Below are 23,583 nucleotides of genomic sequence, written 5' to 3' on the forward strand. Positions count from 1 at the left end.
TCCCTCCGGGGGGCGTGCCTCCGGTGAGGCCAGGCCTCCCTTCCCGGGGCGTGCCTCCGCTGAGGCCGGCGTGCTCCCCGGGGCATGGTCCCGTTGAGACCGGCCTGCTTCCCGGGTCATGGTCCCGTTGAGGCCGGTCTGCTCCCCGGGGGCGTGCTTCCGCGCCCGCCGGGCAGGTGGGGAGGACGACCGTCGTCCGCCATGTGAAGGGAAGGGCCCATGAGCGCCACCGCCGACACCTCACCGGCACCGTCCGCCGCCGTGATCACCGAACCCCTGCCCGACCTTCAGCTCCAGCTGCTCATCCAGCTCCTCGACGAGGACCCCCGCTCCAGCCTGCCCCTCACCCTGACGCACCCCGGCGGTCTGCTGCACGGGGACGTCATCGGGCACGAGCAGTGGAAGGCGGAGTGGGCCAGGAGCCTGCGCCAGGTCGAGGGCGAGGGGTCCAACCTGCTCGCCGAGTTCCCCGAGACGGTCGACCAGGGCGTACGGGAACTGCGCGCGGAGGAGGGCGCGGCGGGGGCCTCCCGGCTGCCCCGGTGGATCCACCTGCGAGACGTCACCCTGGTCTCCGGGGCGATGACCCCCGTCTCCCTGCCGCTGTGGCGCGGACGCCTCGCCGACGTGTCGGGGTGGGCGCTGGGCCGACCGCAGTAGCCGTTCGGCCGACTCCTAGAGTTGCGGCATGACCGCAGAGAACGGCTTAGCCGCCGACACACCGGGATCGCCCGTCACCTTCATCAACGTCTTCGAGATCTCCGCCGACGAGCTCGACGCGTTCGTCGAGAAGTGGGAGGAGCGGGCCCGCCTCATGCGGGAGAAGCCGGGGTTCATCGACTCGCGGATGCACCGGGCCCGCTCATCCGACTCCCGCTTCCAGCTCGTCAACGTCTCCCACTGGCAGAGCCAGGAAGCGTGGGAGGCCGCCACCGCCGACCCCGTCTTCGCCTCCCGCACCCGGGCCGCGCGCGAGGAGACGAAGCAGCCGGTCACCCCGAACCCGGCCGTCTACGACGTCGTCGTGGAACTCACCGCACCCTGAACCGGACCGACCTACGCGCGTGGGCCCCGGCACATCACCCGTGCGAGCCCACGCACGTGACAACGCTTCGGGTCAGAGCGCTTCGGGTCAGAGCCGCTCGGGCGTCCGGATGCCCAGCAGCGCCATCCCCTGGTGCAGGGTCCGGGCGGTCAGCTCGACCAGGAAGAGCCGGTTCTCGACGACCTCCGGGGCGTTGTCCGGGCTGAGCACCTGGCACTGGTCGTAGAACGTGGTCAGGTGGGACGCCAGCTGGTAGAGATACGCGGCCAGCTTGTGCGGCTCGTAGCCCGCACCGACCTCGGCGAGGACCTCGCCGAACTGGTCCAGGTGCAGACCGAGCGCCCGCTCCGCCGGGGCCAGCTCCAGCTCCGGGTGGGCGGCCGGGACCGCGTCCCCCGCCTTGCGCAGGATCGACCGGATCCGGGCGTACGCGTACTGGAGGTACACCGACGTGTCGCCGTGCAGCGCCACCATCTGGTCCAGGTCGAACTTGTAGTCCCGTACGGCGGAGGTCGACAGGTCCGCGTACTTCACGGCCCCGATGCCGACGTACCGGCCGTTCTCCACGATCTCGTCCTCGGACAGGCCCACCTTGTCGGCCTTGTCCCGGACGACCGCCGTGGCCCGCGTGACCGCCTCGTCGAGGAGGTCCTCCAGCCGCACGGTCTCGCCCTCACGGGTCTTGAACGGCTTGCCGTCCTTGCCGAGGACCGTGCCGAACGCGAGCTGCACGGCCTTGACGTCGTCGTTCAGCCAGCCCGCCCGGCGGGCCGTCTCGAAGACCATCTTGAAGTGCAGCGACTGCCGTGCGTCCACCACGTAGAGCAGGGTGTCCGCCTTGAGGTCCTGCACCCGGTTCCGGATCGCGGAGAGGTCGGTCGCCGCGTAGCCGTAGCCGCCGTTCGTCTTCTTCACGATGAGCGGGACCTTGTTGCCGTCCGGGCCCAGCACATCGTCGAAGAACACGCACAGCGCACCCTCGGAGCGGACGGCGACGCCCGACTCCTCCAGGATCCGGCAGGTCTCCTCCAGCATGTCGTTGTAGCCGGACTCACCGACGATGTCCGGGTCGTCGATCACCATGTCGAGCTTGTCGAACACCGAGTGGAAGTAGATCTTCGACTCGTCGACGAAGCGGTGCCACAGCTCCAGCGTCTCGGGATCCCCGGCCTGGAGGGCCACCACCCGGTCCCGGGACCGGGCCTTGAACTCCTCGTCGGAGTCGAACAGGGCCCGCGACTCCTTGTAGACCCGGTTCAGCGTCGACATCGCCGCCTCGCCGTCGCTCGCGCCGCCCTCATGCTTCAGCGCGCCCGGGTGCTCGATCAGATACTGGATGAGCATGCCGAACTGGGTGCCCCAGTCGCCGATGTGGTGCCGCCGGACGACCCTCTCGCCGGTGAACTCCAGGATCCTGACCACGGCGTCGCCGATGACCGCCGACCGCAGATGGCCGACGTGCATCTCCTTGGCCACGTTCGGCTGGGCGTAGTCGATGACCGTCGTCCCGGCGTCGTCCTTCAACGGCACGCCGAGCCGGCCCTCGCCGTCCGCAGCCCGGGCGGCCAGCGTCTCGACGATCGCCCGGTCGGTGAGCGTGATGTTGAGGAAGCCGGGCCCGGACACCTCGATGTCCCTGATCGGCCCGCCCGCCGGGAGGGCGGCGGTGACCTGGGCGGCCAGCTCCCGCGGATTGCCCTTGAGCTTCTTGGCGAGCGCCAGGATGCCGTTGGCCTGGAAGTCGGCCCGGTCGCTACGTCGCAGCAGCGGGTCCGCGGCGCCGGCATCCGGCAGAGCTGCCGTCAGGGCGTCCGCCAGCTGCTGCTGGAGCGTGGAAGCGAGGGAAGGGACCGAGGCCATGTCTGGCTGCCGTTTCCGTAGGGGGTACGAGGGGTTCTCTTGGGTGTCCAAGGGATCTCCCCAGTATCCCACGGGGCGTAAAGCCGTTTTCGCGCTGCTGGGTGTAGCTGGGAGAATGGTCCGTACCCCATCGGGAAACGACAGACGAGAGAAGGACGTGCCGACCGTGGCCGAGAGTCAGACCAGCACCGAGACCGACTGGGTCTCCCGCTTCGCGGACGATGTCATCGCCGAATCGGAGCGTCGTGCGCCTGGCAAACCGGTCGTCGTCGCCTCCGGCCTGTCCCCGTCGGGCCCGATCCACCTCGGCAACCTCCGCGAGGTCATGACCCCGCACCTGGTCGCCGACGAGGTCCGCCGCCGCGGGCACACCGTGCGCCACCTGATCTCCTGGGACGACTACGACCGCTACCGGAAGGTCCCGGAGGGCATCCCCGGCGTCGACAAGGCGACCTGGGGCGAGCACATCGGCAAGCCGCTGACCTCGGTGCCCGCCCCGCCCGGCTCCGCCCACCCGAACTGGGCCGAGCACTTCAAGGCCGCCATGACGCAGGCCCTGGACGAGCTGGGCGTCGAGTACGACGGCATCAGCCAGACGGAGCAGTACACCGCCGGGACCTACCGCGAGCAGATCCTGCACGCGATGAAGCACCGCGCCGACATCGACGCCGTCCTCGACCGCTACCGGACGAAGAAGGACCCGTCGGCCGCCCAGGGCAAGGGCGGCAAGAAGCCGCAGCAGCAGAAGAAGGTCGACGAGGCCGAGCTGGAGGCCGCCGAGGGCTCCGGCGCCGCCGCCGAGGACGACGGCAGCGGCAACACCGCCGGCTACTTCCCGTACAAGCCCTACTGCGGCAACTGCGAGAAGGACCTCACCGTCGTCACCTCCTACGACGACGACACCACCGAGCTGAACTACACCTGCTCGGCCTGCGGCTTCGCCGAGACGGTCCGGCTCAACGAGTTCAACCGCGGCAAGCTCGTCTGGAAGGTCGACTGGCCGATGCGCTGGGCGTACGAGGGCGTGATCTTCGAGCCCAGCGGCGTCGACCACTCCTCGCCCGGCTCCTCCTTCGTGGTGGGCGGCCAGATCGTCCGCGAGGTCTTCGACGGTGTCCAGCCCATCGGGCCCATGTACGCCTTCGTGGGCATCTCCGGCATGGCCAAGATGTCCTCCAGCAAGGGCGGGGTGCCCACCCCGGCCGACGCGCTCGAGATCATGGAGGCGCCGCTGCTGCGCTGGCTCTACGCCCGCCGCAGGCCCAACCAGTCGTTCAAGATCGCCTTCGACCAGGAGATCCAGCGGCTGTACGACGAGTGGGACTCGCTGGGCCGCAAGGTCGCCGACGGCACGGTGCTGCCCGCCGACGCCGCCGCGTACTCCCGTGCCGTCCGCACGGCGGCCGGCGAGCTCCCGAGCACCCCGCACCCGCTGCCGTACCGGACGCTCGCCTCGGTCGCCGACATCACCGCCGGCGCCGAGGACCAGACGCTGCGCATCCTCAGCGAGCTGGACCCGGCCAACCCGCTGACCTCGCTGGACGAGGCCCGTCCGCGCCTCGACCGGGCCGAGAACTGGATCACCACCCAGGTCCCGGCCGAGGCCCGCACCATCGTCCGGGACGAGCCCGACAAGGAGTTGCTCGGCTCGCTCGACGACCAGGGCCGCGAGTCGCTGCGCCTCCTCCTGGAAGGGCTGGACACGCACTGGTCGCTGGACGGGCTCACCACGCTCGTCTACGGCGTGCCGAAGGTGCTGGCCGGCCTGGAGCCGGACGCCAAGCCGACGCCCGAGCTGAAGACCGCCCAGCGGTCCTTCTTCGCCCTGCTCTACCGGCTGCTCGTCAGCCGCGACACGGGGCCCCGCCTGCCCACGCTGCTGCTCGCGGTGGGGGCGGACCGGGTGCGCAGGCTGCTCGGCGCGTAGCGGCGTACGCAACGGGAAGGGCCGCCGCCCGGATGTCCGGGCGGCGGCCCTTCGCCATGCTGTGCGGCCGTACGTCAGGTGCTCTGGGCGGCCGTCGTGCGCTGGGTGTAGAGGCTCTTGAACTGCGGCATGAGGTCCTGGAGCAGCTCCGTGGAGCGCGGGTGGTGCACGTCGCGCTTGTCGGCCAGGGTGATGTCGAGGGCCGCGAGGGTCGGGTACTGGCCCTCCTGATCGGTCAACGCGGTGTACTCCTCGAACGCCCGGTTGGCGAAGTCCTCGTCGTCCTGGGACCAGGGCTCCAACTGCGGAGCCTCTTCGGGAACGGCGGACGGCTCCTCGTCGGCGGCCTGCTGGACCGGCTCCGGTTCCGTGGGCGGCTCCTCGCTGCGGGGGTGCGGGACCGCGCCGATCGTGCCGACGTTGCCGAGGGGCCGGGTACGGCCGGGGCCCAGAGGGACGGCGGCCGGGGTGGGCTCCAGGCCCTCGGCGTGCCGCGGGTCGTATGCGCTGGCGTGCGGCGTGCCCTCCGGAAGCTTCTGCGCCGCGAACCAGGGGCTGTCGTGGGTGGGCGGGACCTGCGGGGCCTCCAGGGCCTGCGGTTGCGGGTGCCGGCCCTGTTGTTCGGGGGACGGGGCCTGCTGGGTCTGCTGGGCCTGCTGGGGAGGTTGGGTCTGCTGGGTCTGCTGGGCCTGGGGCTGGCTCTGGTGCTGCTGGGGTGCCTGCTTCTGGAGCGACGCCGGTTGTTGCTGCTGCTGATGATGTTGCGGGTGCTGCTGTGCCTGCTCCTGCCCAGGCTCCCGCTGAGGCTCGTACGGCAACTCCGCCTTCGGGCGGGACCCCTCGACCGGCGGCAGCAGGGCCGGTTCGATGCCGGCGGCGGCGAGCCCGGCCGGGGCGGTCTCGGCGAGGGGCACGCCGTACTTCGCGAGGCGCAGCGGCATCATCGACTCGACCGGGGCCTTGCGCCGCCAGTTGCGGCCGAAGCGGGCCTGGAGCCGGGCCTGGTAGATCAACCGGTCCTGTTCGAGCTTGATGACCTGCTCGTAACTGCGCAGCTCCCACAGCTTCATCCGCCGCCACAGCTTGAACGTCGGGATCGGCGAGAGCAGCCAGCGGGTGAGCCGGACACCCTCCATGTGTTTGTCGGCCGTGATGTCCGCGATCCGGCCCACCGCGTGCCGGGCGGCCTCGACGGAGACGACGAACAGCACCGGGATCACCGCGTGCATCGCGGTGCCGAGCGGATCCGGCCAGGAGGCCGCGCCGTTGAACGCGATCGTCGCGGCGGTCAGCAGCCACGCCGTCTGGCGCAGCAGCGGGAACGGGATCCGCATCCAGGTCAGCAGGAGGTCCAGGGCCAGCAGGACGCAGATGCCCGCGTCGATGCCGATGGGGAAGACCAGCGCGAACTCGCCGAAACCCTTGTCCTCCGCGAGTTCGCGCACGGCGGCGTAGGAACCCGCGAAACCGATCGCGGCGATGAGCACCGCACCGGCGACGACGATCCCGATGAGTATGCGGTGCGTGCGTGTCAGCTGCATCGCGGCCACGCGCGATCCCCTCCCCGACCTCTGTACCCGAACCCGGCTTGTGCGCCCGGCATTGATTTTCGGCCAGGCTTTCAGACGCCCGGCGAGGGGACAGCCTGGCACATGTGTGCGAGTTCCGTTGCGCGGGGGAGGAGTTGGCGGGCTGTTCTCGGGGCCGGCGGGAGCTCTGGTGCGCGCTCTGGTGCGGGCTTCGGTGCGGGCTTCGGTGTTGCTTCGGCGGGGGCTGAGGGTGAGGTTTCGGGCGGGGGCTTGGCCGAACGGCGAGACCCGGCCCTCGGGGAGGGCCGGGTCTCGGGAAAGCGTGCGGGAGGGCCGTCAGCTCGTCTTCGTCTTCGGCTTCGTCTTCGACGTGGGGCTGTCGCTGTCGCTGTCGCTGTCGGTGCCGGTGCCGGTGCCGGTGCCCTTGGCCGTGTCCTTCTTGACGTCCTTCTTGCTGTCGTCGGAGCCGCCCTTCACCGGGGGAGTGACCTTGGCGTCGGAGGTGTCGGCGACGGCCGCGACCGCTTCCTTCGCCGCCTTCTGGGCACCCTTGACGATGCTCGCGGACGAGGGAGTCTTCGCACCCGCGTAACCCGCGCCGTTGTACGTCAGGGTGACGACGACATTGCCCGTGCGCGCCACGACGGTGGCGTACGCGAAGTCCTCGCCCGTCTTGCTGAGGCCGTAGGTGACGGTCGTGGCCTCCTCGCCGATGCCCGTGGTGGGTTCGGCGGCGACCTTCTCGGCACCCTCCGAGGCCTTCGCCTTGGTGACCTGCTTCGTGTACTCGGCGGTGGCGCGCTTGGCGCCGCTGCCCAGCGCCTGGTCCGAGTCGAAGCGGGTGAAGCCGACGTCCAGCCAGCGGTACTGCGAGCCGTCGACGCCCTTGTCGTCCAGGCCGTTCCAGGAACAACTGCTGCGGGCGGCCAGGTCGTTGGACCGGCCGGCCGTGCCGTTCTCCTTCTTGGCCTCGGGGACCAGGTCCTTGATCGTCTTCTTGGCGACCGAGGCGCACGGGTCGGGCAGATCGTCGAACCTCGCCGCTTCGACGGTCGGCTCCGTGGGCTTGGCGCTGGGAGTGCCGGACGACGAGGAGCCCGCGTTCTTCTTGCTGTCGGAGCCGGAGTCCGACGAGCAGCCGACGGCTACGAGCATCACCGGAACGGCGGCGCAGGCGAGGATGCGGGACAGGCGCGGGGCTGATCGGTGCATGGTTCCTTCACTCGGATGGCACGGAGCTCTCGGTGCTGGAGGTCTCGGTTCGTGCGGTGTACGGGTGGGCTCGGTAGCGGGGCGGTACGTCTTCCGGACAGCCACGGTACGACGGCCGGCGGTCGGCCCGTGCCGCCGCCGAGGGCCCCCGGAGAGCGGAATCCGGCCGGTGGGGGCCCGTCGGGCGGGGGTCTATTCGCTGAGCGTCTCGGCCAGCTTCCGGGCCAGTGCCTGGGCCTTCTCCTGGAGTTCCCTGCTGTCGGACACCTGTGTGACGAGGGCCGGCTGCTCGGCGTACCGGACGGTCACGACCACGTTCGATGTGCGGAATACCACGCTCACCGTGCGGTGCTGTGCGGTGGAACCTGCCCGAGTGGGCCGATCGTGCAGAAATGCGGCATCTCCGAGGTTGTCGAGGACGCGCGAGGGGAGGGCCTCTTCCGTGCCGGTGCCAGCGCCGCTGTCGCCGTTGTCGCCCCCGCCGTCGCCTCCGGAGGGCGAGGAGGAGGGCGAGGGGTCTGCCGATCCGCCCGCCGAGGCCGTGGCGTCCGCCGCCGGGTCCTCCGGCTTGTCCGCGTCGGCGCCCTTGCCCTTGTCCTTCCCCTGCTCGCCCGGGGCCGCGCTGTCCTTCTCCGCGTCCGGCCCGGGGGTCGCCGGCGACGACAGGCCGGCGGCCTTCTCCTTCTTCGCGTACACCGTGTCGGCGCGGTCGTCGTCGCTGACCGCGGGGTCGTAGGAGACGACCCGCTCGAAGTCGATGGAGAGGCTGCGGGTGGCGTTCGGCGCGTCGGACTTCCAGCTGCAGCCGACCTTGCGGTCGGTGTCGTAGGTGACGGACGCCGACCCCCGGAACACCTTCTCCTGCTGGTCCCCGGGCAGTTCCGCGGCGCCGGGCAGCAGGTCCTTGAGCATGCCGCGCGGTACGGCACGGCAGGGGGCGGGCAGGGTCTCGTACTTGCCCGGGGGTGCGGGGGTGACCGTCGGGCTGCCCGCCTTGCCGTCGGCGCCGTTCGCGTTGCTGTCGGAGCCGGCGCTGCAGCCGACGACGAGCGCCGCCAGAAGCGCGACGCCGGGTACGTACGCCATGTCTCGCACCGTCCCAGGCTCCCTTCGGTACGGAAAACAGGTTGCCGCTCGAAGGCGGCCGATGGACACAATGTGTATCGCACGCGCCGCTGTGAACGCCGGTCGGCCGACAGGTTTGCCGATCTTGGCACCGGTTTTGCGCTTTCAGTCTTTTCGGGGGAATCGAGGGGTTATGTCGTACGTAGAGGTGCCGGGAGCGAAGGTCCCCATCCGGATGTGGGCGGACCCCGCGTCGGTCGAGGACGGGGCGATGCAGCAGCTGCGCAACGTCTCCACGCTGCCGTGGATCAAGGGTCTCGCCGTCATGCCGGACGTCCACTTCGGCAAGGGGGCGACGGTCGGTTCGGTGATCGCGATGCAGGGCGCGGTGTGCCCGGCCGCGGTCGGGGTGGACATCGGCTGCGGGATGTCCGCCGTCAAGACGTCCCTCACCGCGAACGATCTTCCCGGTGACCTGTCACGGCTGCGCTCCAAGATCGAGCAGGCCATCCCGGTCGGCCGGGGGATGCACGGTGACGCGGTGAACCCGGGGAAGCTGCACGGGTTCTCGACGGCGGGGTGGGACGACTTCTGGGGGCGGTTCGGGGGGATCGCCGATGCGGTCAAATTCCGTCAGGAACGTGCCACCAAGCAGATGGGAACGCTCGGATCGGGTAATCATTTTATCGAGTTCTGTCTCGATGAGACCGGTTCTGTCTGGTTGATGCTGCACTCCGGTTCGCGGAACATCGGCAAGGAGCTGGCCGACTTCCACATCGGCCAGGCGCAGAAGCTGCCGCACAACCAGGGCCTGATCGACCGTGACCTGGCGGTGTTCATCGCGGACACCCCGCAGATGGCCGCGTACCGCAACGACCTCTTCTGGGCGCAGGAGTACGCGAAGTTCAACCGGGCGATCATGATGGGGCTCTTTCAGGACGTGGTCCGCAAGGAGTTCAAGAAGGCCCGGGTGACCTTCGATCCGGTCATCTCCTGCCACCACAACTACGTGGCGGAGGAGCGGTACGAGGGCATGGACCTGCTGGTCACCCGCAAGGGCGCGATCCGGGCGGGGTCGGGCGACTACGGGATCATCCCGGGATCCATGGGAACCGGCTCGTACATCGTGAAGGGCCTCGGCAACGAGAAGTCGTTCAACTCGGCGTCGCACGGCGCGGGCCGCCGGATGAGCCGGAACGCGGCGAAGAAGCGTTTCTCGACCAAGGACCTGGAGGAGCAGACGCAGGGCGTGGAGTGCCGTAAGGACTCCGGTGTCGTGGACGAGATCCCGGGGGCGTACAAGCCGATCGAGCAGGTCATCGATCAGCAGCGGGACCTGGTCCAGGTCGTCGCGAAGCTCAAGCAGGTGGTGTGCGTGAAGGGCTGAGGCCCTACGCGCCGCCCCGGTACGTCGCGAAGTCCGGCGGCCCCGTCGCCCCGTCCCTCAAGGCGTGAGCCGGGATCACCCGGTGCGGTGGACCTTCGTGTTGGAGGCCTGGGCGCGGGGGCGGACCACCAGGAGGTCGATGTTGACGTGGCTGGGGCGGGTGACGGCCCAGCCGATGGTGTCGGCCACGTCCTCGGCGGTCAGCGGGGCGTCGACGCCCGCGTAGACCTTGGCGGCCTTCTCGGTGTCGCCGCGGAAGCGGGTGGTGGCGAACTCCTCGGTCCTCACCATGCCGGGGGCCACCTCGATGACGCGGACCGGGGTGCCGACGATCTCCAGCCGCAGGGTCTCGGCCAGGACGTGTTCGCCGTGCTTGGCCGCCACGTAGCCGCCGCCGCCCTCGTACGCGGAGAGCGCCGCGGTGGAGGAGAGGATCACGATCGTGCCGTCGCCGCTCGCGGTGAGGGCGGGCAGCAGGGCCTGGGTGACGTTGAGCGTGCCGATCACGTTGGTCTCGTACATCTGCCGCCAGTCGGCGGGATCGCCGGTCGCGACGGGGTCGGCCCCGAGCGCCCCGCCCGCGTTGTTGACGAGGACGGCGAGGGAGCGGAACGCGGTGGCGAACTCGTCGACCGCCGCGCGGTCGGTGACGTCCAGGGGGTAGGCCGTCGCCTGGTGACCCGCCTCGGTGATCTCGGCGGCCAGCGTCTCGATACGGTCCTTGCGGCGGGCGGTCAGCACGACCCGGAAGCCGGCGGCGGCCAGCGTACGGGCGGTCGCGGCGCCGATGCCGCTGCTCGCGCCGGTGATGACGGCGATGGGGGTGGCGGCCATGGCGATCTCCTCGGACTGCTGATCGGGTACGGGGAGAAGGATAGGCAGGCGGTGCGGGACGCCCCGCCCGCGGGAGGCCACGGCAGGGGGCCGCGAAACGGACCTGCGGCCCCGTCCGGCCGGGGTCCGCGCCGGGCCTGCGCCCTGTCCGGCTGGGGTCCCTGCCGGGCTTGCGGTCCGTCCGGCCGTGGTCCGCGCCGGGCTTGCGGTCCGTCCGGCCGGAGTCCGCGCCGGGCCTGCGCCCTGTCCGGCCGGGGTTCGCGCCCCGCGCCGGGCCTGCGGTCCGTCCCTGTCATGACCCGAACCGCAGCCCTCAGGCCGGCGCGCCCCCGAATTCGGCCATCGCCTCGGACACGATCGTCTCCAGGTGGCCGTGATGGGCGCCGCGCCAGTACACCCGGGAGCACTCCGTGCACTGGGCGAACACGTCGTACGCCTCCTGGGTGCCGTGTTCGAGGAGCCCGCTCACGGCGTCCTTGGCGGCCCCGGCCAGGGTGCCGTTGCAGGCGGTGCAGCGGGTCCACGGGGCCAGGGCCGGGGCGAACCGGCCGAGGACGTCGCGGAGCTGCTCCGCGGGGCGGTCGCTGTAGACGTACGCCCCCGACCAGATCTCGCGGCGGCGCAGCAGCCCGCGGTCCCGGGAGAGCAGGACGCGCCGCTCCCGCGCGGAGAGGGTGGCCAGGGCGGGGTCGCCGATGTCCTCGCTCTCGTACGCCGCGTCGACGCCGAGGAGCCGCAAGCGGCGGGCCAGCGTCCCGAGATGGACGTCGAGAAGGAAGCGCAGGGGGGCGCCGGGGACCTGCTGGGGGCGTTCCACGGCGCGTACGTCGACGTGTTGGCCAGGGCCGGGCACATGCGAGCGGGCCACCGGGGCGCCGTTCACCAGCAGTGTTCCGGCCTCGGTGAGCGGCACGCCGAGGGACTCGATGACATGGCCGAGGGTCGAGGAGCCGTCCGTGACGAGGGGCGTGGGCCCGCCGCGACGGTCGTGCGGAACGAAGAGTCGCAGCTCAGGGGCTACTTCGATGGTGATCTCGGGTCCGTTCACCCGGTCAGGATGCCACCGGGACGGGACGGGCTGCCAGGGGTTTGGCGGGGCGTGCGGGGACCGGACGGGCGCGGGGATGTGCGGGTGGATGTGCGTGCGGTGCCGTGCCCGGCCGCCGTCAACGCGGGGCGAACGCCGTCGGGGGCACGCCCACCGTCGCGGTGAAGTCCCGCACCAGATGGGCCTGGTCGCAGTAGCCCAGGTCCGCCGCGAGCCGCGCCCAGTCGACGGCCGGGTCGGATCCGGCGCGCTCCAGCGCCTCGTGCACGCGGTAGCGGAGGATCACCCACTTGGGGCCGACGCCGACGTACGCGGAGAAGAGCCGTTGCAGGGAGCGGGCGGAGAGCCCGGCGTCCCGGGCTAGCCGGTCGACCCGGAGCACCGTGCGGTCCGCGCGCACCCGGTCGACGACGGCCATCGCCAGCGTCGCCCGCGGATCGGGGCGGGGTTCCAGGGCCAGCAGGAAGGCGTCCAGTGCCGCGACCCGCGTGTCCTCGTCGTCCGGGTCCAGGACGCCCCGGACAGGCGGCGGCAGTCGCAGCGCCCCGGCGGCGTCGGACCGCAGCCCGGTCCACGCGGACACCGGGCGTCCGGGTGCGAACGGGCGGAACCCGCCGGGCCGGAACTGCACCCCGCAGACCCGGCCGCGCCCGGACAGTTTCCGGGCGAAGAGCCCGGGGTCGACGCCCGCGACCTCGGCGTACCCGGACCGCTCCCGGGGGCCGTCCCCGGCTTCGTACCGCTGGAAGACCAGGTTCACCGACGGGTGCGGGACCACATGGGCGGCGTACGGCTCGGGGAGGTCCCAGTCGATCAGCCAGTAGTGCTCCAGATACGGGCGCAGCCCGTCGGCGGGTTCACGGCGGCGGAAGCGCACGTGCGCGAACAGGTCCGGGGCGTCGACGATGCCCCGGGTGTCGCGGCGGGGTCCGGGGGCCATGACCCGATTTTAGTCCCGCGCCCTCGGAACGCCTGTCGTGTTTCTTCAAGACGCCCGGCGGCGCGCGGGCGCAGGGTGGAGGCATGACTCAGACGATCGGTGAACTGCTGGAAGCCGCCGCGGACCGGGCCCTGCCCGTCGTGCGGGGGATCGACGACGGGCAGCTGGGCGGCGGTACGCCCTGTGCCGAGTACGACGTACGGGCGCTGCTGAACCACCTGTTCCTGGTGGTCGTGAACTTCCAGGCCCTCGCGGCCCGCGAGGAGGTGGATTTCAGCCAGGAGCCGGAGTTCGTGGCGGGCGACTGGCGGGGCAGGTTCGGTGCCGAGACCGCCCGGCTGGTGGAGGCGTGGAGCGTGCCGGGCGTCGAGGAGGGCACGACCGGGCAGATGGGGCTGCCGGCCCGGACGGTGGGGCTCATGGTGCTCGGCGATCTGACCGTGCACGCCTGGGACCTGGCGCGGGCGACCGGCGCGGACTTCGTGCCGGACGAGCGCGTGCTCGACGAGCTGGGGCCGGGGCTGGCGGCGATGGCCCCGCAGGCCCGGGAGATGAAGGTGTTCGGTGAGCCGTTCCCGGTGGGGGAGGGGGCTACCGCCTTCGAGCGGCTGCTGGCGGTGACGGGGCGCGATCCGGGGTGGCGTCCGGGAGGGGCGGCCGAGCCCTCCGGGACGACCGGGGGCTGAGGCTGCCCGGGGGCGGACCGGGGTGGCCCGGGGCGTCGTCCAGGGGGCCGAGGGCGGCGTGCGCGTCGTCGACGATCTCCTCGGCGAGGAGCAGCATCTCCTGCTCCGCGAGCCGGGCCGCCCGATGGGTGTACGACGTGGACGGGGGCGCCGGATGTCTACGGCGTGCCACCAGCAGTCGCCGGCCGCGTGGATGCCGCCGCCGAAGACGAGCACGGGGAGGGACGGGGCCGGCAGAACGTCGCCCACGGCGGGCCTCCAAGTGGTCGGGGGTCCTGTGCATCGGCGTGCCGTGTGGGCCGGCTGAAGACCGGCTGTCGGCCAAATCGTCACGATATTTGGCTCGAACCGGCCGATGGTCGACGGCTGATGTCCGATGGTCGACGGCCGACGCCGCGCGGCCGCGTGCGGGCGACGGCTGACGCCGCACCGGCTCACCGCGTGCGGGCGAGCTCCGGGGTACGCCGCGTGGGAGCGGGCTCCGGAGGGCGACGCCGCTCGAACCCCGCTCCGCCGCCTCCGCCGAAGCCCGCTCCGCCGAACCCCGCTCGTCCCCGTATCAGGGCCAGACCAGGCAGTACGCCTGATGCCCCGCGTCGTGCAGCCGGTGGGAGAAGTCCTGCCACTCGTGGAGCAGCTGGTAGACGTTGAAGGCGTCGCGCGGGCCGCCGCGGTCGGGGACCGTGGACCAGATGAAGGCCGCCGCGCCGACCGACTCCTCGCCGACGCCGCGCAGCGGGTCGACGACGGTCATCGGCAGCTTGACCACGGCGTAGTCGGGGTGGAGGACGACCAGTTCGAGCGGGGGGACCTTGTGCAGGGGTATGCCCTGGATCCCGGTCAGGACCATGGCGGCCACGGTCTCCGGCTTGATCTTGGTGAACATGCCGCCCATGCCCAGCTCGTCACCGCCGAGCTCCTCCGGGCGCATCGAGATGGGCACGCGTGCGGCGGTGGCCCCGTCGGGGGCGCCGAAGTACTTGTACGTCACCCCCATCCCGCCCCCGCTCCTGGTCCCCGGGGGCGGCGTGCTGTCCGCGCCCCTGCTCTGGGCGCGTTCGGCCCTGCGCCGGTGCCGCCCTCGCCGGGCCGGCTCGGGCCCCAGGTCGTCGGTACCCTCGCCCACTCCGCCACCGCGATGCATATCTCATCCACCCGACTACTTCTTAGGAGACACAGCCCCCGCCGCGCAACCCGATCATCGTGTCAGTGACCTCCCCCGCCGGCGTGCGGTGAAACACCTGCCCGCAGGACCGTGCGTGCCTCTGACACCATGGCATGTGTGAGCTTTCCCTATGTCGGCCCAGTTTCGCAGACGCGAGGGGACTGACGCTCTTTCGTGATACGAGGGGAGCGCGCTCCCTGCTCACCGGTGGCCGAGATTCTTAGGGATTTCCCGGCCCGGCCTCCCGATACCCGAATCGCAGATCAGGACCAAAGTGGCGTATTCATACGAAGCCCCAGTTTCGCAGTCGCTGTTCGACCGGGCGTCCGTCGTGACGCCCGGCGGCGTGAACTCTCCCGTGCGCGCCTTCCGGGCCGTGGGCGGTACGCCCCGGTTCATGGTGTCCGGCACCGGGCCCTATCTCACCGACGCCGACGGCCGCGAGTACGTCGACCTCGTGTGCTCGTGGGGACCGATGATTCTCGGCCACTCTCACCCCGAGGTCATCGCCGCTGTCCAGGAGGCGGTCTCCCGGGGCACCTCCTTCGGTACGCCGGGCGAGGGCGAGGTCGCGCTCGCCGAGGAGATCGTGGCGCGGATCGACCCCGTCGAGCAGGTGCGCCTGGTCTCCTCCGGCACCGAGGCGACCATGTCGGCGATCCGGCTGGCCCGCGGTTTCACGGGCCGGGCGAAGGTCGTGAAGTTCGCCGGCTGCTACCACGGGCACGTGGACGCGCTGCTGGCCGCCGCCGGGTCGGGCGTGGCCACCTTCGGACTGCCCGACACCCCGGGCGTCACGGGCGCCACGGCGGGGGACACCGTCGTGCTGCCGTACAACGACCTGGACGCGGTGCGCGCCGCCTTCGCCGCGCACCCGGGCGAGATCGCCTGCGTGATCACCGAGGCCTCGCCCGGCAACATGGGCGTCGTCCCCCCGGCGGACGGCTTCAACGCCGGCCTCAAGGAGCTGTGCGCGGCGAACGGCGCGCTGTACATCTCCGACGAGGTCATGACGGGATTCCGTACGTCGAAGGCCGGCTGGTACGGCGTCGACGGTGTCCGGCCCGACCTGATGACCTTCGGCAAGGTGATGGGCGGCGGCTTCCCCGCGGCGGCCTTCGGCGGTCGCGGCGACGTGATGGCGCACCTGGCCCCGGCCGGCCCGGTCTACCAGGCGGGCACACTCTCCGGGAACCCGGTCGCCACCGCCGCCGGGCTCGCCCAGCTGCGGCTGCTGGACGACGCGGCGTACGCGAAGATCGACGCGGTCTCCGCCGAGCTGCGCTCCTTGGTGGGCGACGCGCTCACCAAGGAGGGCGTCGCCCACACCGTGTCCGCCGCGAGCAACATGTTCTCCGTCTTCTTCACGGACGAGCCCGTCCGGGACTACGACGACGCCAAGAAGCAGGACGTCTTCCGCTTCACCGCGTTCTTCCACGCGATGCTGGAGCAGGGCGTCTATCTGCCGCCCTCGGCGTTCGAGTCCTGGTTCGTCTCCACGGCCCACGACGGGCGGGCGGTCGAGCGCATCGCCGCCGCCCTGCCCGGCGCCGCCCGTGCCGCGGCGGAGGCCACCGCATGAGCGAGAAGAGCACGGGCCACGAGAGCGTCGGCCGCGACGAGCAGCTGACCGTGGTGCACGTGGTCCGGCACGGCGAGGTGCACAACCCGGACGGTGTGCTCTACGGGCGCCGACCCGGTTATCACCTCTCCGACCTCGGCCGGAAGATGGCCGACCGGGTTGCCGACCACCTGGCGCAGCGCGACATCACCCATGTCGTGTCCTCCCCGCTGGAGCGCGCCCAGGAGACGGCCGCCCCCGTCGCCAAGGCGCACGGCCTGGACCTCGCCACCGACGCCCGGCTGATCGAGGCGGCCAACGTCTTCGAGGGCAAGACCTTCGGCGTCGGCGACGGCGCGCTCCGCAAGCCGGACAACTGGAAGCACCTCACCAATCCGTTCAAGCCGTCCTGGGGTGAGCCGTACATCGAGCAGGTCGTCCGGATGATGGGCGCGCTCGACGCCGCCCGGGACGCGGCGCGCGGTCACGAGGCGGTCTGCGTCAGCCATCAGCTGCCGATCTGGATCCTGCGCTCCTTCGTCGAGCGCCGCCGCCTGTGGCACGACCCGCGCAAGCGGCAGTGCACGCTGGCCTCGCTGACGAGCTTCACCTACCGGGGCGACCGGATCGTCTCGGTCGGCTACTCGGAGCCGGCCCGCGACCTGGTGCCCGTGCACCTGCTGGCCGGGGCCAAGCCGGTGAAGGGAAAGGCCGCGAAGGGGCAGTCCAAGGCGTTCGGCGCGTAGTCCGACGCCACGGGACGGGACGTACGGGACCGGCTGCCGCGCACCGCGGCGGGCGGTCCCGTCCCCTTTTCCGCACCACCTGTTTTGCGCACCACCCGACAGAGAATCAGCTTCCGGGTTCTCGTCCAGTCGCCCTCGCCGGGTGGGCGGCCGGACGACGAGGAAAGGGCCCCGGGGGAGGCGGACCTGCTGCCCGACGGCGGGGATCGGGCCACGGCCGGCAGGGATCGGACCACGGCCGGCGAGGACCGGGCCACGCCCGGCGAGGACCGGATTTCCGGCCCCGTCGTCCACCTCGCCCTCGGCCTGCACGACGGGGCCGCTTCGGCCGAGTACGGAGAGGCTCTCGTCCCGGCGCTGCGCGCCCGCGGGTACCGGGTCGTCCGCACCGTTCACAACGGCGGCCGCGACCACGCCTGCTGGCAGGGGCTCCTGGCCGACGCCCTGGTGGAGACCTTCCGCTAGCCAGGGCCTGTCGTCACACCGCCGCCCGGCAGACGGCAGTGTGACGGCAGGACCCAGGGCGGCCGACGGGCCGCCTCCGCGCTCGTGCGTGAGTTCGACGATCCAGGGAAGCCGATCCAGGGAAGCCGATCCGTCGGCGCCGACCGGTGACCCCGAAACCGGTCGGTGATCCGTCGGCCGACGGCAGAACTGCGGAGGGTCACTTCCGCGTCCCCCATCAGGGCTGCCCGTAAGCGCGTGCGAGCGTCGTACGGACATCGCGCCCGGATCTCGGGCGGACCGCCGGTCGGGCTGCGGGGTAAAGCGTAAAGAAAGTCCCCAAATGCACGGAACCGACGTGTTACGCGCCCCATCTAACCCTTCAGCAGTTTGTATGGGCTTGAGATAAAACGACCGCAGATGGGGACGGCATGCGCGAGATCAATCGAAGGGGCCTGCTCGGGGCGGGGCTCGGCGCCGCAGCCGCGATCGGCCTCGCCGGCTGTGGCGCCTCGGGCTCCTCCGACGACGGAGGGCCCGGCCAGGGCGGCGGAGGCGACGCGGGCACCAGTGGCAACGGCAACGGCAACGGCAACGGACACGGCGCGCCGAAGAACAAGGTCCGGCTGATCGGTGACGGCTCGACCGCCGACACCGGAAAACAGCCCAACCAGCCGCAGGCGCCCGTCCCGCTCGAACCCGGCCAGAAGCCGCCGCAGTTCGTGATCTTTTCCTGGGACGGCGCGGGCGAGGTCGGCAACGGGCTCTTTCCGCGCTTTCTCGAACTGGCCAAGGAACACGACGCGGCCATGACGTTCTTCCTCTCCGGTATCTATCTGCTGCCCGAGTCGAAGAAATCCTTCTACCGTCCGCCGAACAACCCCCGCGGCGCCTCCGACATCGGCTATCTCACCGACGATCACGTCAGGGACACCCTGAAGTACGTGCGCCAGGCGTGGCTGGACGGCCATGAGATCGGCACCCACTTCAACGGGCATTTCTGCGGTGGTTCCGGATCCGTCGAGCGCTGGACGCCCGCCCAATGGCACAGCGAGATCAATCAGGCTGTGTCCTTCGTCACGGAATGGCGGACGAACACCGGCTGGGAGAACGAGGATCCGCTTCCGTTCGACTATCGCAAGGAACTGATCGGCGGCCGCACACCCTGCCTGCTCGGCCAGGACAATCTCCTGCCGACCGCGAGCAAACTGGGCTGGCGCTACGACGCCAGCTCGCCGGGCGGCCGTCAGACCTGGCCCGTGAAGCGCGGCGGCGTCTGGGATCTGCCGTTGCAGGCGATGCCGTTCCCCGGGCACTCCTTCGAGGTGCTCTCGATGGACTACAACATCCTCGCCAATCAGTCGCAGAATTCGACGAAGGGCATGCCCTCGCGCTATCCGGGCTGGCGCACTCAGGCGACCGGAGCGTACCTCGCCGGTTTCCGGCGTGCGTACGAATCGAATCGCGCGCCTTTCTACATCGGCAACCACTTCGAGGAGTGGAACGGCGGCATCTACATGGACGCCGTGGAAGAAGTGATCAAGAAGGTGGCGGACAAGGACGACGTGCGTCTCGTGTCGTTCCGGCAGTACGTCGACTGGCTCGACGTTCAGGATCCCGCCGTGCTCGCCAAGCTCCGGACGCTGGACGTCGGACAGGCGCCCGCCGGCGGCTGGAACTCCTTCTTTAAACAGGCTTGACAAGGGGCTTTACGGGCACCGAGGGGGGCGCGGGGGAGCCCGGAATCCGCCATGCGAAACTTTTCACATGAGCTTTGGCCGCGCGTCCCGACGCCGCTTCACCCTGCTCGCCGCCACCGCTGTGGCCGGTGCCCTGACGCTGTCCGCGTGCGGCGAGGGCAGTAAGGCCGGAGGCGGTGGCAACACCAACTTCATCACCGGCAGCGGCGGCATCTCCACCGTCGCGAAGAGCGACCGGGTGGCGGCGCCGAAGCTCGACGGCGAGGGTCTGGACGGCAAGCCGCTCGACCTCGCCGACTACAAGGGCAAGGTCGTCGTGCTCAACGTCTGGGGCTCCTGGTGCGGCCCCTGCCGGCTGGAGGCGAAGTACTTCGCGCAGGTCTCCGAGGAGACGGCGGACCAGGGCGTCCAGTTCATCGGCATCAACACCAGGGACCCCGAGCGGGACAAGGCGATCAACTTCGAGAAGGACTACGGGGTCGAGTACCCGAGCTTCTACGACCCGATCGGCAAGCTCATCCTCCGCTTCCCCAAGGGCACCCTGAACCCGCAGGCCATCCCGTCCACCGTGGTCCTCGACCGGGACGGGAAGATCGCCGCCCGCACGCTCCAGGCGCTCGACGCGGACGAGCTGCGCAAGATGATCGACCCGATCATCGCGGAGAAGTGATCCGGTGATCCCGCTCGCCGCCCACCACGAGACCGTCACGCTGGCCGCGTACAACGACACCGTCCTGTCCGGGGCGCTGTTGCTCGCTCTGCCGCTCGCCCTGCTGGCCGGTCTCATCTCCTTCTTCTCGCCCTGCGTCCTGCCGCTGGTACCCGGCTATCTGAGTTACGTCACCGGCGTCAGCGGCACCGACCTCGCCGAGGCGCGACGGGGCCGGGTGGTGGCGGGCGCCTCGCTGTTCGTCCTCGGCTTCACCGTGGTGTTCGCCTCCACCGGCGCGCTCTTCGGCTACTTCGGCCAAGAGCTCCAGGTGCACTCCGAGGTGCTCAACAAGGTCCTCGGCGTGCTGATGATCCTCATGGGCGTCTTCTTCATGGGGCTCCTGCCGGGGGTGACGCAGCGCGAGTTCCGCATCCACAAGCGGCCGGTGGCCGGACTGGCCGGCGCGCCGCTGCTCGGCGCGCTCTTCGGGATCGGCTGGACGCCGTGCATCGGCCCCACCCTCGCCTCCGTACTGGCGCTGTCGACCGACAGCGCCACCGCCGGGCGCGGCGCGATACTGACCGTCGCGTACTGTCTCGGTCTCGGTGTCCCGTTCATCCTCGCCGCGGTCGCCTTCCGCAGGGCGCTCGGCGCGTTCGGCTGGGTCAAGCGCCACTACGCATGGGTGATGCGGATCGGCGGCGGCATGATGATCGTGACCGGAATCCTGCTGCTGACCGGTGTGTGGGCCACGCTCATGCAGCACATGCAGAGCTGGTCCAGCGGCTTCGTTGTAGGGATCTGAGTTCATGAGCAAGGCGAACAGCACGCAGACGCGGCAGCGCGAGGCCGAGCGCGACCAGGGCTCCGCCCATGGCGCGGCGGGCGAACAGCTCTCCACCGCGCCCCGCGAGGAGCGCCCCGACACGGGGGCCGGCGTACCCGCGATGAGCGTGATCGGCTGGGCGCGCTGGTTCTGGCGTCAGCTCACCTCGATGCGGGTGGCGCTGATCCTGCTCTTCCTGCTCTCCCTCGGGGCCATCCCGGGGTCGCTGATCCCGCAGACCAGCGTCGACGACATGAAGGTGCAGGCCTTCAAGGACCAGCACACCACCCTCACCCCGATCTACGAGAAGCTCCAGCTCTTCGACGTCTACAGCTCGGTGTGGTTCTCCGCGATCTACATCCTGCTGTTCGTCTCGCTCATCGGCTGCATCGTGCCGCGCACCGGCCAGTTCGTGGGCCAGCTGCGCAGCCGCCCGCCGGGCGCGCCGAAGCGGCTGACCCGGCTGCCCGCGTATACCACCTGGCGCACGGAGGCCGAGCCCGAGGAGGTCCGTGCGGCGGCCCTCGCCGTCCTGCGCAAGCGGCGCTTCCGTACGCACCAGGTCGGTGACGCGGTCGCCGCCGAGAAGGGCTACCTCCGCGAGGCCGGGAACCTGGTCTTCCACATCGCCCTGATCGTGATGCTGGTGGCCTTCGCCTCCGGGCAGCTTTTCAAGTCGGAGGGCGGCAAGCTGATCGTCGAGGGCGACGGCTTCTCCAACACGCTCACCCAGTACGACGACTTCAGGTCGGGCTCGCTCTACGACTCCGACTCGCTGGCCCCGTTCAGTTTCGTGCTCGACGAGTTCGTCGGTACGTACGAGAAGAGCGGCCCGCAGCGCGGCACCCCGCGGACCTTCGAGGCCCGGGTGACGTACACCGAGGGGGCCGACGGCGCCGAGCGCAAGGACGTCATCAAGGTCAACGAGCCGCTCGTCGTGGACGGCACCAAGATCTATCTGATCGCCCACGGCTACGCCCCCGTCGTCACCGTCCGGGACGGCAAGGGGAAGGTCGTCTCGCGGTCCGCGGTCCCGCTGCTGCCGATCGACAACAACATCACCTCGTCCGGCGCCATCAAGGTGATGGACGGCTACAAGGACAAGAACGGCGAGAAGACCCAGCTGGGCTTCAAGGCCTTCTTCGTGCCGACCTTCGCCGGCGAGGGCAAGGGCCAGATGTTCTCGCAGTTCCCCGCCCTGGACTTCCCCGTACTGGCGCTCAGCGCCTACCACGGCTCCCTTGGCGTCGACTCCGGGCTGGCGCAGAACGTCTACCAGCTGGACACGTCCAAGATGAAGGAGTTCAAGGGCGAGGACGGCGAGCTCCTCAAGAAGATGATGATGCCGGGCGAGAAGCTGGACCTGCCCGACGGCGCCGGATCCATCACCTTCGACGGCGTCGAGGAGTGGGCCAGCTTCCAGATCTCGCAGCAGCCCGGCAACGGCTGGGCGCTCGGCGGATCCGTCGCCGCCATCGCCGGTCTCGCCGGCTCGCTGTTCATCCAGCGCCGCCGCGTGTGGGTGCGGGCGGTCCGGGGCGCCGACGGCGTCACGGTCGTGGAGATGGCGGGCCTGGGCCGCAGCGAGTCCGCGAGGCTCCCCGAGGAGCTGGGCGACCTGTCGGCCGTCCTGGTCACCACGGCGCCCGTCGCCCCCGCCGCCGCGGAGGCCCCGGACACGCCGGAGAAACCGGACACGCCGGACGGGCCCGGCACGACCGACGCCACGACCGACGCCACGACCGACGCCGCGACCGACGCCACGACCGGCGCCGCGACCGATGCCACGAACGAGGCCGGGAGCCGGCCCGTACATCCTGCCGAAGCACCTGCCGAAGGGGCTGAGAAGTGAATCTCGCCGCCGCAACCAACGAGAGCCTGGCGAACACCAGCAATGTGCTGATCTATTCGTCGATGGCCGTCTACACCCTGGCCTTCTTCGCGCACATCGCGGAGTGGGTGCTCGGCAGCCGCAGCAAGGTCGGCCGCACCGCCGCCGCGCTGTCCGCCCCCGGAGCCTCCGCCCCCGTGAAGAAGGCTCAGGCCGGTGGTACGGCCGTGCTGGACCGGCCCGAGGTCGTCACCCGTTCCGCCACCGGTACGCGTGACGTGCCCGACGGCCCGGGTGCGGCCGGCGGCACGTTCAAGGGCGACCTGTGGGGCCGGATCGCGGTCTCGCTGACCGTGGTGGCCTTCCTCGTCGAGGCGAGCGGCGTCGCCACCCGCGCCCTGTCGGTGCAGCGGGCCCCCTGGGCCAACATGTACGAGTTCTCCATCACCTTCTCCACGGTGGCGGTCGGCTCCTACCTGGTGCTGCTCGCCCTGAAGAAGAACGTCCGCTGGATCGGACTCCCGCTGGTCACCACCGTCCTGCTGGACCTCGGCATCGCGGTCACGACGCTCTACACCGACAGCGACCAGCTGGTGCCCGCGCTGCACTCGTACTGGCTGTGGATCCACGTCTCGACCGCGATCATCTGCGGGGCCGTCTTCTACCTCGGCGCGGTCGGCACGGTCCTCTACCTCTTCCGCGACACCTACGAGAGCAAGCTCGCCTCCGGTGGCACGCCCGGCAAGTTCGCCACCTCGGTCATGGAGCGGCTGCCCTCGGCGTCCACGCTGGACAAGTTCTCGTACCGGATCAACGCGGCCGTCTTCCCGCTGTGGACGTTCACGATCATCGCCGGCGCGATCTGGGCGGGCGACGCCTGGGGCCGGTACTGGGGCTGGGACCCCAAGGAGGTCTGGTCCTTCATCACCTGGGTCGCCTACGCCGCCTATCTGCACGCCCGCGCCACCGCCGGCTGGAAGGGCCGCAAGGCCGCCTACCTGGCGCTCGTCGCGTTCGGCTGCTGGCTGTTCAACTACTACGGCGTGAACATCTTCGTCTCCGGCCTGCACTCCTACGCGGGGGTCTGAGACAGCACACGGTCTGAGCCAGCACACCACCACGGCG

At 70.8% G+C, this 23,583-nt stretch carries 21 protein-coding genes; 13 read left to right on the forward strand and 8 right to left on the reverse strand.

Translation table 11 applies throughout. From position 1 onward, the window contains the following. The first annotated feature begins 219 nt into the window (after positions 1–219). Positions 220–660 (forward strand): hypothetical protein, encoded by a 441-nt coding sequence (locus ACH4KB_RS25260; protein ID WP_398068176.1) that lies wholly within the window; start codon positions 220–222, stop codon positions 658–660. A 28-nt stretch (positions 661–688) separates the two neighbouring features. Then, the gene (locus ACH4KB_RS25265) at positions 689–1,045 is read left to right on the forward strand and encodes an antibiotic biosynthesis monooxygenase family protein (protein ID WP_398068177.1); all 357 of its coding nucleotides are present in this window, start codon (positions 689–691) and stop codon (positions 1,043–1,045) included. Between the two features lie 87 nt (positions 1,046–1,132). Here the strand turns inward: ACH4KB_RS25265 and argS are convergent, their stop codons facing one another. Next, positions 1,133–2,905 (reverse strand): arginine--tRNA ligase, encoded by a 1,773-nt coding sequence (gene argS / locus ACH4KB_RS25270; protein ID WP_398068178.1) that lies wholly within the window; start codon positions 2,903–2,905, stop codon positions 1,133–1,135. A gap of 157 nt (positions 2,906–3,062) precedes the next feature. On the opposite strand from argS, the gene lysS reads away from it, so the two are divergent. After that, a complete protein-coding gene (gene lysS / locus ACH4KB_RS25275) occupies positions 3,063–4,832 on the forward strand; it encodes a lysine--tRNA ligase (RefSeq protein ID WP_398068179.1) in 1,770 nt (589 codons plus the stop codon). 74 nt (positions 4,833–4,906) lie between these two features. On the opposite strand, the gene ACH4KB_RS25280 is transcribed toward lysS, so the two are convergent. From ACH4KB_RS25280 to ACH4KB_RS25290, 3 genes are all read right to left on the reverse strand, one after another. Further along, complete coding sequence (locus ACH4KB_RS25280) at positions 4,907–6,382, reverse strand: DUF2637 domain-containing protein (protein ID WP_398068180.1); 1,476 nt, start codon at positions 6,380–6,382, stop codon at positions 4,907–4,909. A 315-nt stretch (positions 6,383–6,697) separates the two neighbouring features. After that, complete coding sequence (locus ACH4KB_RS25285; protein ID WP_398068181.1) at positions 6,698–7,573, reverse strand: DUF3558 domain-containing protein; 876 nt, start codon at positions 7,571–7,573, stop codon at positions 6,698–6,700. Between the two features lie 192 nt (positions 7,574–7,765). Beyond that, on the reverse strand, positions 7,766–8,659 hold the full coding sequence (locus tag ACH4KB_RS25290; RefSeq protein ID WP_398068182.1) for a DUF3558 domain-containing protein: 894 nt from the start codon (positions 8,657–8,659) through the stop codon (positions 7,766–7,768). Positions 8,660–8,831: 172 nt separating this feature from the next. On the opposite strand from ACH4KB_RS25290, the gene ACH4KB_RS25295 reads away from it, so the two are divergent. After that, complete coding sequence (locus ACH4KB_RS25295) at positions 8,832–10,025, forward strand: RtcB family protein (RefSeq protein ID WP_398068183.1); 1,194 nt, start codon at positions 8,832–8,834, stop codon at positions 10,023–10,025. 75 nt (positions 10,026–10,100) lie between these two features. Here ACH4KB_RS25295 and ACH4KB_RS25300 read toward each other — a convergent pair whose 3' ends face one another. The 3 genes from ACH4KB_RS25300 to ACH4KB_RS25310 form a co-directional block, all read right to left on the reverse strand. Next, complete coding sequence (locus ACH4KB_RS25300) at positions 10,101–10,859, reverse strand: SDR family NAD(P)-dependent oxidoreductase (protein ID WP_398068184.1); 759 nt, start codon at positions 10,857–10,859, stop codon at positions 10,101–10,103. A gap of 313 nt (positions 10,860–11,172) precedes the next feature. Next, the gene (locus ACH4KB_RS25305; RefSeq protein WP_398068185.1) at positions 11,173–11,907 is read right to left on the reverse strand and encodes a Mut7-C RNAse domain-containing protein; all 735 of its coding nucleotides are present in this window, start codon (positions 11,905–11,907) and stop codon (positions 11,173–11,175) included. A 118-nt stretch (positions 11,908–12,025) separates the two neighbouring features. Beyond that, entirely contained in the window at positions 12,026–12,847 is an 822-nt protein-coding gene (locus ACH4KB_RS25310; protein WP_398068186.1) for a DUF6597 domain-containing transcriptional factor, read from the reverse strand. A gap of 83 nt (positions 12,848–12,930) precedes the next feature. Here ACH4KB_RS25310 and ACH4KB_RS25315 point away from each other — a divergent pair, with 83 nt between their 5' ends. Then, positions 12,931–13,533, forward strand: a complete 603-nt coding sequence (locus ACH4KB_RS25315; RefSeq protein ID WP_398068187.1) for a TIGR03086 family metal-binding protein — start codon at positions 12,931–12,933, stop codon at positions 13,531–13,533. Positions 13,534–14,092: 559 nt separating this feature from the next. Here the strand turns inward: ACH4KB_RS25315 and ACH4KB_RS25320 are convergent. Further along, positions 14,093–14,677 (reverse strand): hypothetical protein, encoded by a 585-nt coding sequence (locus ACH4KB_RS25320; protein WP_073746161.1) that lies wholly within the window; start codon positions 14,675–14,677, stop codon positions 14,093–14,095. 295 nt (positions 14,678–14,972) lie between these two features. Between ACH4KB_RS25320 and hemL the strand changes: the two genes are divergently transcribed. From hemL to ccsB, 8 genes are all read left to right on the forward strand, one after another. Further along, positions 14,973–16,280, forward strand: coding sequence for a glutamate-1-semialdehyde 2,1-aminomutase (hemL, locus tag ACH4KB_RS25325; protein WP_398068188.1), 1,308 nt, complete (start codon positions 14,973–14,975; stop codon positions 16,278–16,280). Then, complete coding sequence (locus ACH4KB_RS25330; RefSeq protein ID WP_398068189.1) at positions 16,277–17,005, forward strand: histidine phosphatase family protein; 729 nt, start codon at positions 16,277–16,279, stop codon at positions 17,003–17,005. Before hemL ends, ACH4KB_RS25330 begins: the two co-directional genes overlap by 4 nt. An 84-nt stretch (positions 17,006–17,089) precedes the next feature. Beyond that, a complete protein-coding gene (locus tag ACH4KB_RS25335) occupies positions 17,090–17,470 on the forward strand; it encodes a hypothetical protein (RefSeq protein ID WP_398068190.1) in 381 nt (126 codons plus the stop codon). Positions 17,471–17,880: 410 nt separating this feature from the next. Then, on the forward strand, positions 17,881–19,149 hold the full coding sequence (locus ACH4KB_RS25340; protein ID WP_398068191.1) for a hypothetical protein: 1,269 nt from the start codon (positions 17,881–17,883) through the stop codon (positions 19,147–19,149). Positions 19,150–19,216: 67 nt separating this feature from the next. Further along, complete coding sequence (locus ACH4KB_RS25345; protein ID WP_398068192.1) at positions 19,217–19,819, forward strand: TlpA family protein disulfide reductase; 603 nt, start codon at positions 19,217–19,219, stop codon at positions 19,817–19,819. Between the two features lie 4 nt (positions 19,820–19,823). Then, positions 19,824–20,606, forward strand: coding sequence for a cytochrome c biogenesis CcdA family protein (locus ACH4KB_RS25350; RefSeq protein WP_398068193.1), 783 nt, complete (start codon positions 19,824–19,826; stop codon positions 20,604–20,606). A gap of 4 nt (positions 20,607–20,610) precedes the next feature. Then, positions 20,611–22,479 carry a cytochrome c biogenesis protein ResB gene (locus tag ACH4KB_RS25355; RefSeq protein ID WP_398068194.1) on the forward strand — a complete coding sequence of 623 codons (1,869 nt, stop codon included), beginning with the start codon at positions 20,611–20,613 and terminating at the stop codon, positions 22,477–22,479. After that, positions 22,476–23,546, forward strand: a complete 1,071-nt coding sequence (ccsB, locus tag ACH4KB_RS25360) for a c-type cytochrome biogenesis protein CcsB (RefSeq protein WP_398068195.1) — start codon at positions 22,476–22,478, stop codon at positions 23,544–23,546. Before ACH4KB_RS25355 ends, ccsB begins: the two co-directional genes overlap by 4 nt. The last annotated feature ends 37 nt before the right edge of the window (positions 23,547–23,583 follow it).

The organism is Streptomyces sp. NPDC017520, assembly GCF_044329855.1.
GTDB lineage: Bacteria > Actinomycetota > Actinomycetes > Streptomycetales > Streptomycetaceae > Streptomyces.

Coding starts and splice junctions, on each gene's coding strand:
- ACH4KB_RS25355 (WP_398068194.1), top strand. CDS start 20,611: ATGAGCAAGGCGAACAGCACGCAGACGCGGCAGCGCGAGGCCGAGCGC.
- ACH4KB_RS25320 (WP_073746161.1), bottom strand. CDS start 14,677: ATGCATCGCGGTGGCGGAGTGGGCGAGGGTACCGACGACCTGGGGCCC.
- ACH4KB_RS25290 (WP_398068182.1), bottom strand. CDS start 8,659: ATGGCGTACGTACCCGGCGTCGCGCTTCTGGCGGCGCTCGTCGTCGGC.
- ACH4KB_RS25315 (WP_398068187.1), top strand. CDS start 12,931: ATGACTCAGACGATCGGTGAACTGCTGGAAGCCGCCGCGGACCGGGCC.
- ACH4KB_RS25330 (WP_398068189.1), top strand. CDS start 16,277: ATGAGCGAGAAGAGCACGGGCCACGAGAGCGTCGGCCGCGACGAGCAG.
- ACH4KB_RS25295 (WP_398068183.1), top strand. CDS start 8,832: ATGTCGTACGTAGAGGTGCCGGGAGCGAAGGTCCCCATCCGGATGTGG.
- ACH4KB_RS25300 (WP_398068184.1), bottom strand. CDS start 10,859: ATGGCCGCCACCCCCATCGCCGTCATCACCGGCGCGAGCAGCGGCATC.
- ACH4KB_RS25340 (WP_398068191.1), top strand. CDS start 17,881: ATGCGCGAGATCAATCGAAGGGGCCTGCTCGGGGCGGGGCTCGGCGCC.
- ACH4KB_RS25310 (WP_398068186.1), bottom strand. CDS start 12,847: ATGGCCCCCGGACCCCGCCGCGACACCCGGGGCATCGTCGACGCCCCG.
- ACH4KB_RS25265 (WP_398068177.1), top strand. CDS start 689: ATGACCGCAGAGAACGGCTTAGCCGCCGACACACCGGGATCGCCCGTC.
- argS (WP_398068178.1), bottom strand. CDS start 2,905: ATGGCCTCGGTCCCTTCCCTCGCTTCCACGCTCCAGCAGCAGCTGGCG.
- ACH4KB_RS25260 (WP_398068176.1), top strand. CDS start 220: ATGAGCGCCACCGCCGACACCTCACCGGCACCGTCCGCCGCCGTGATC.
- ACH4KB_RS25285 (WP_398068181.1), bottom strand. CDS start 7,573: ATGCACCGATCAGCCCCGCGCCTGTCCCGCATCCTCGCCTGCGCCGCC.
- ACH4KB_RS25345 (WP_398068192.1), top strand. CDS start 19,217: ATGAGCTTTGGCCGCGCGTCCCGACGCCGCTTCACCCTGCTCGCCGCC.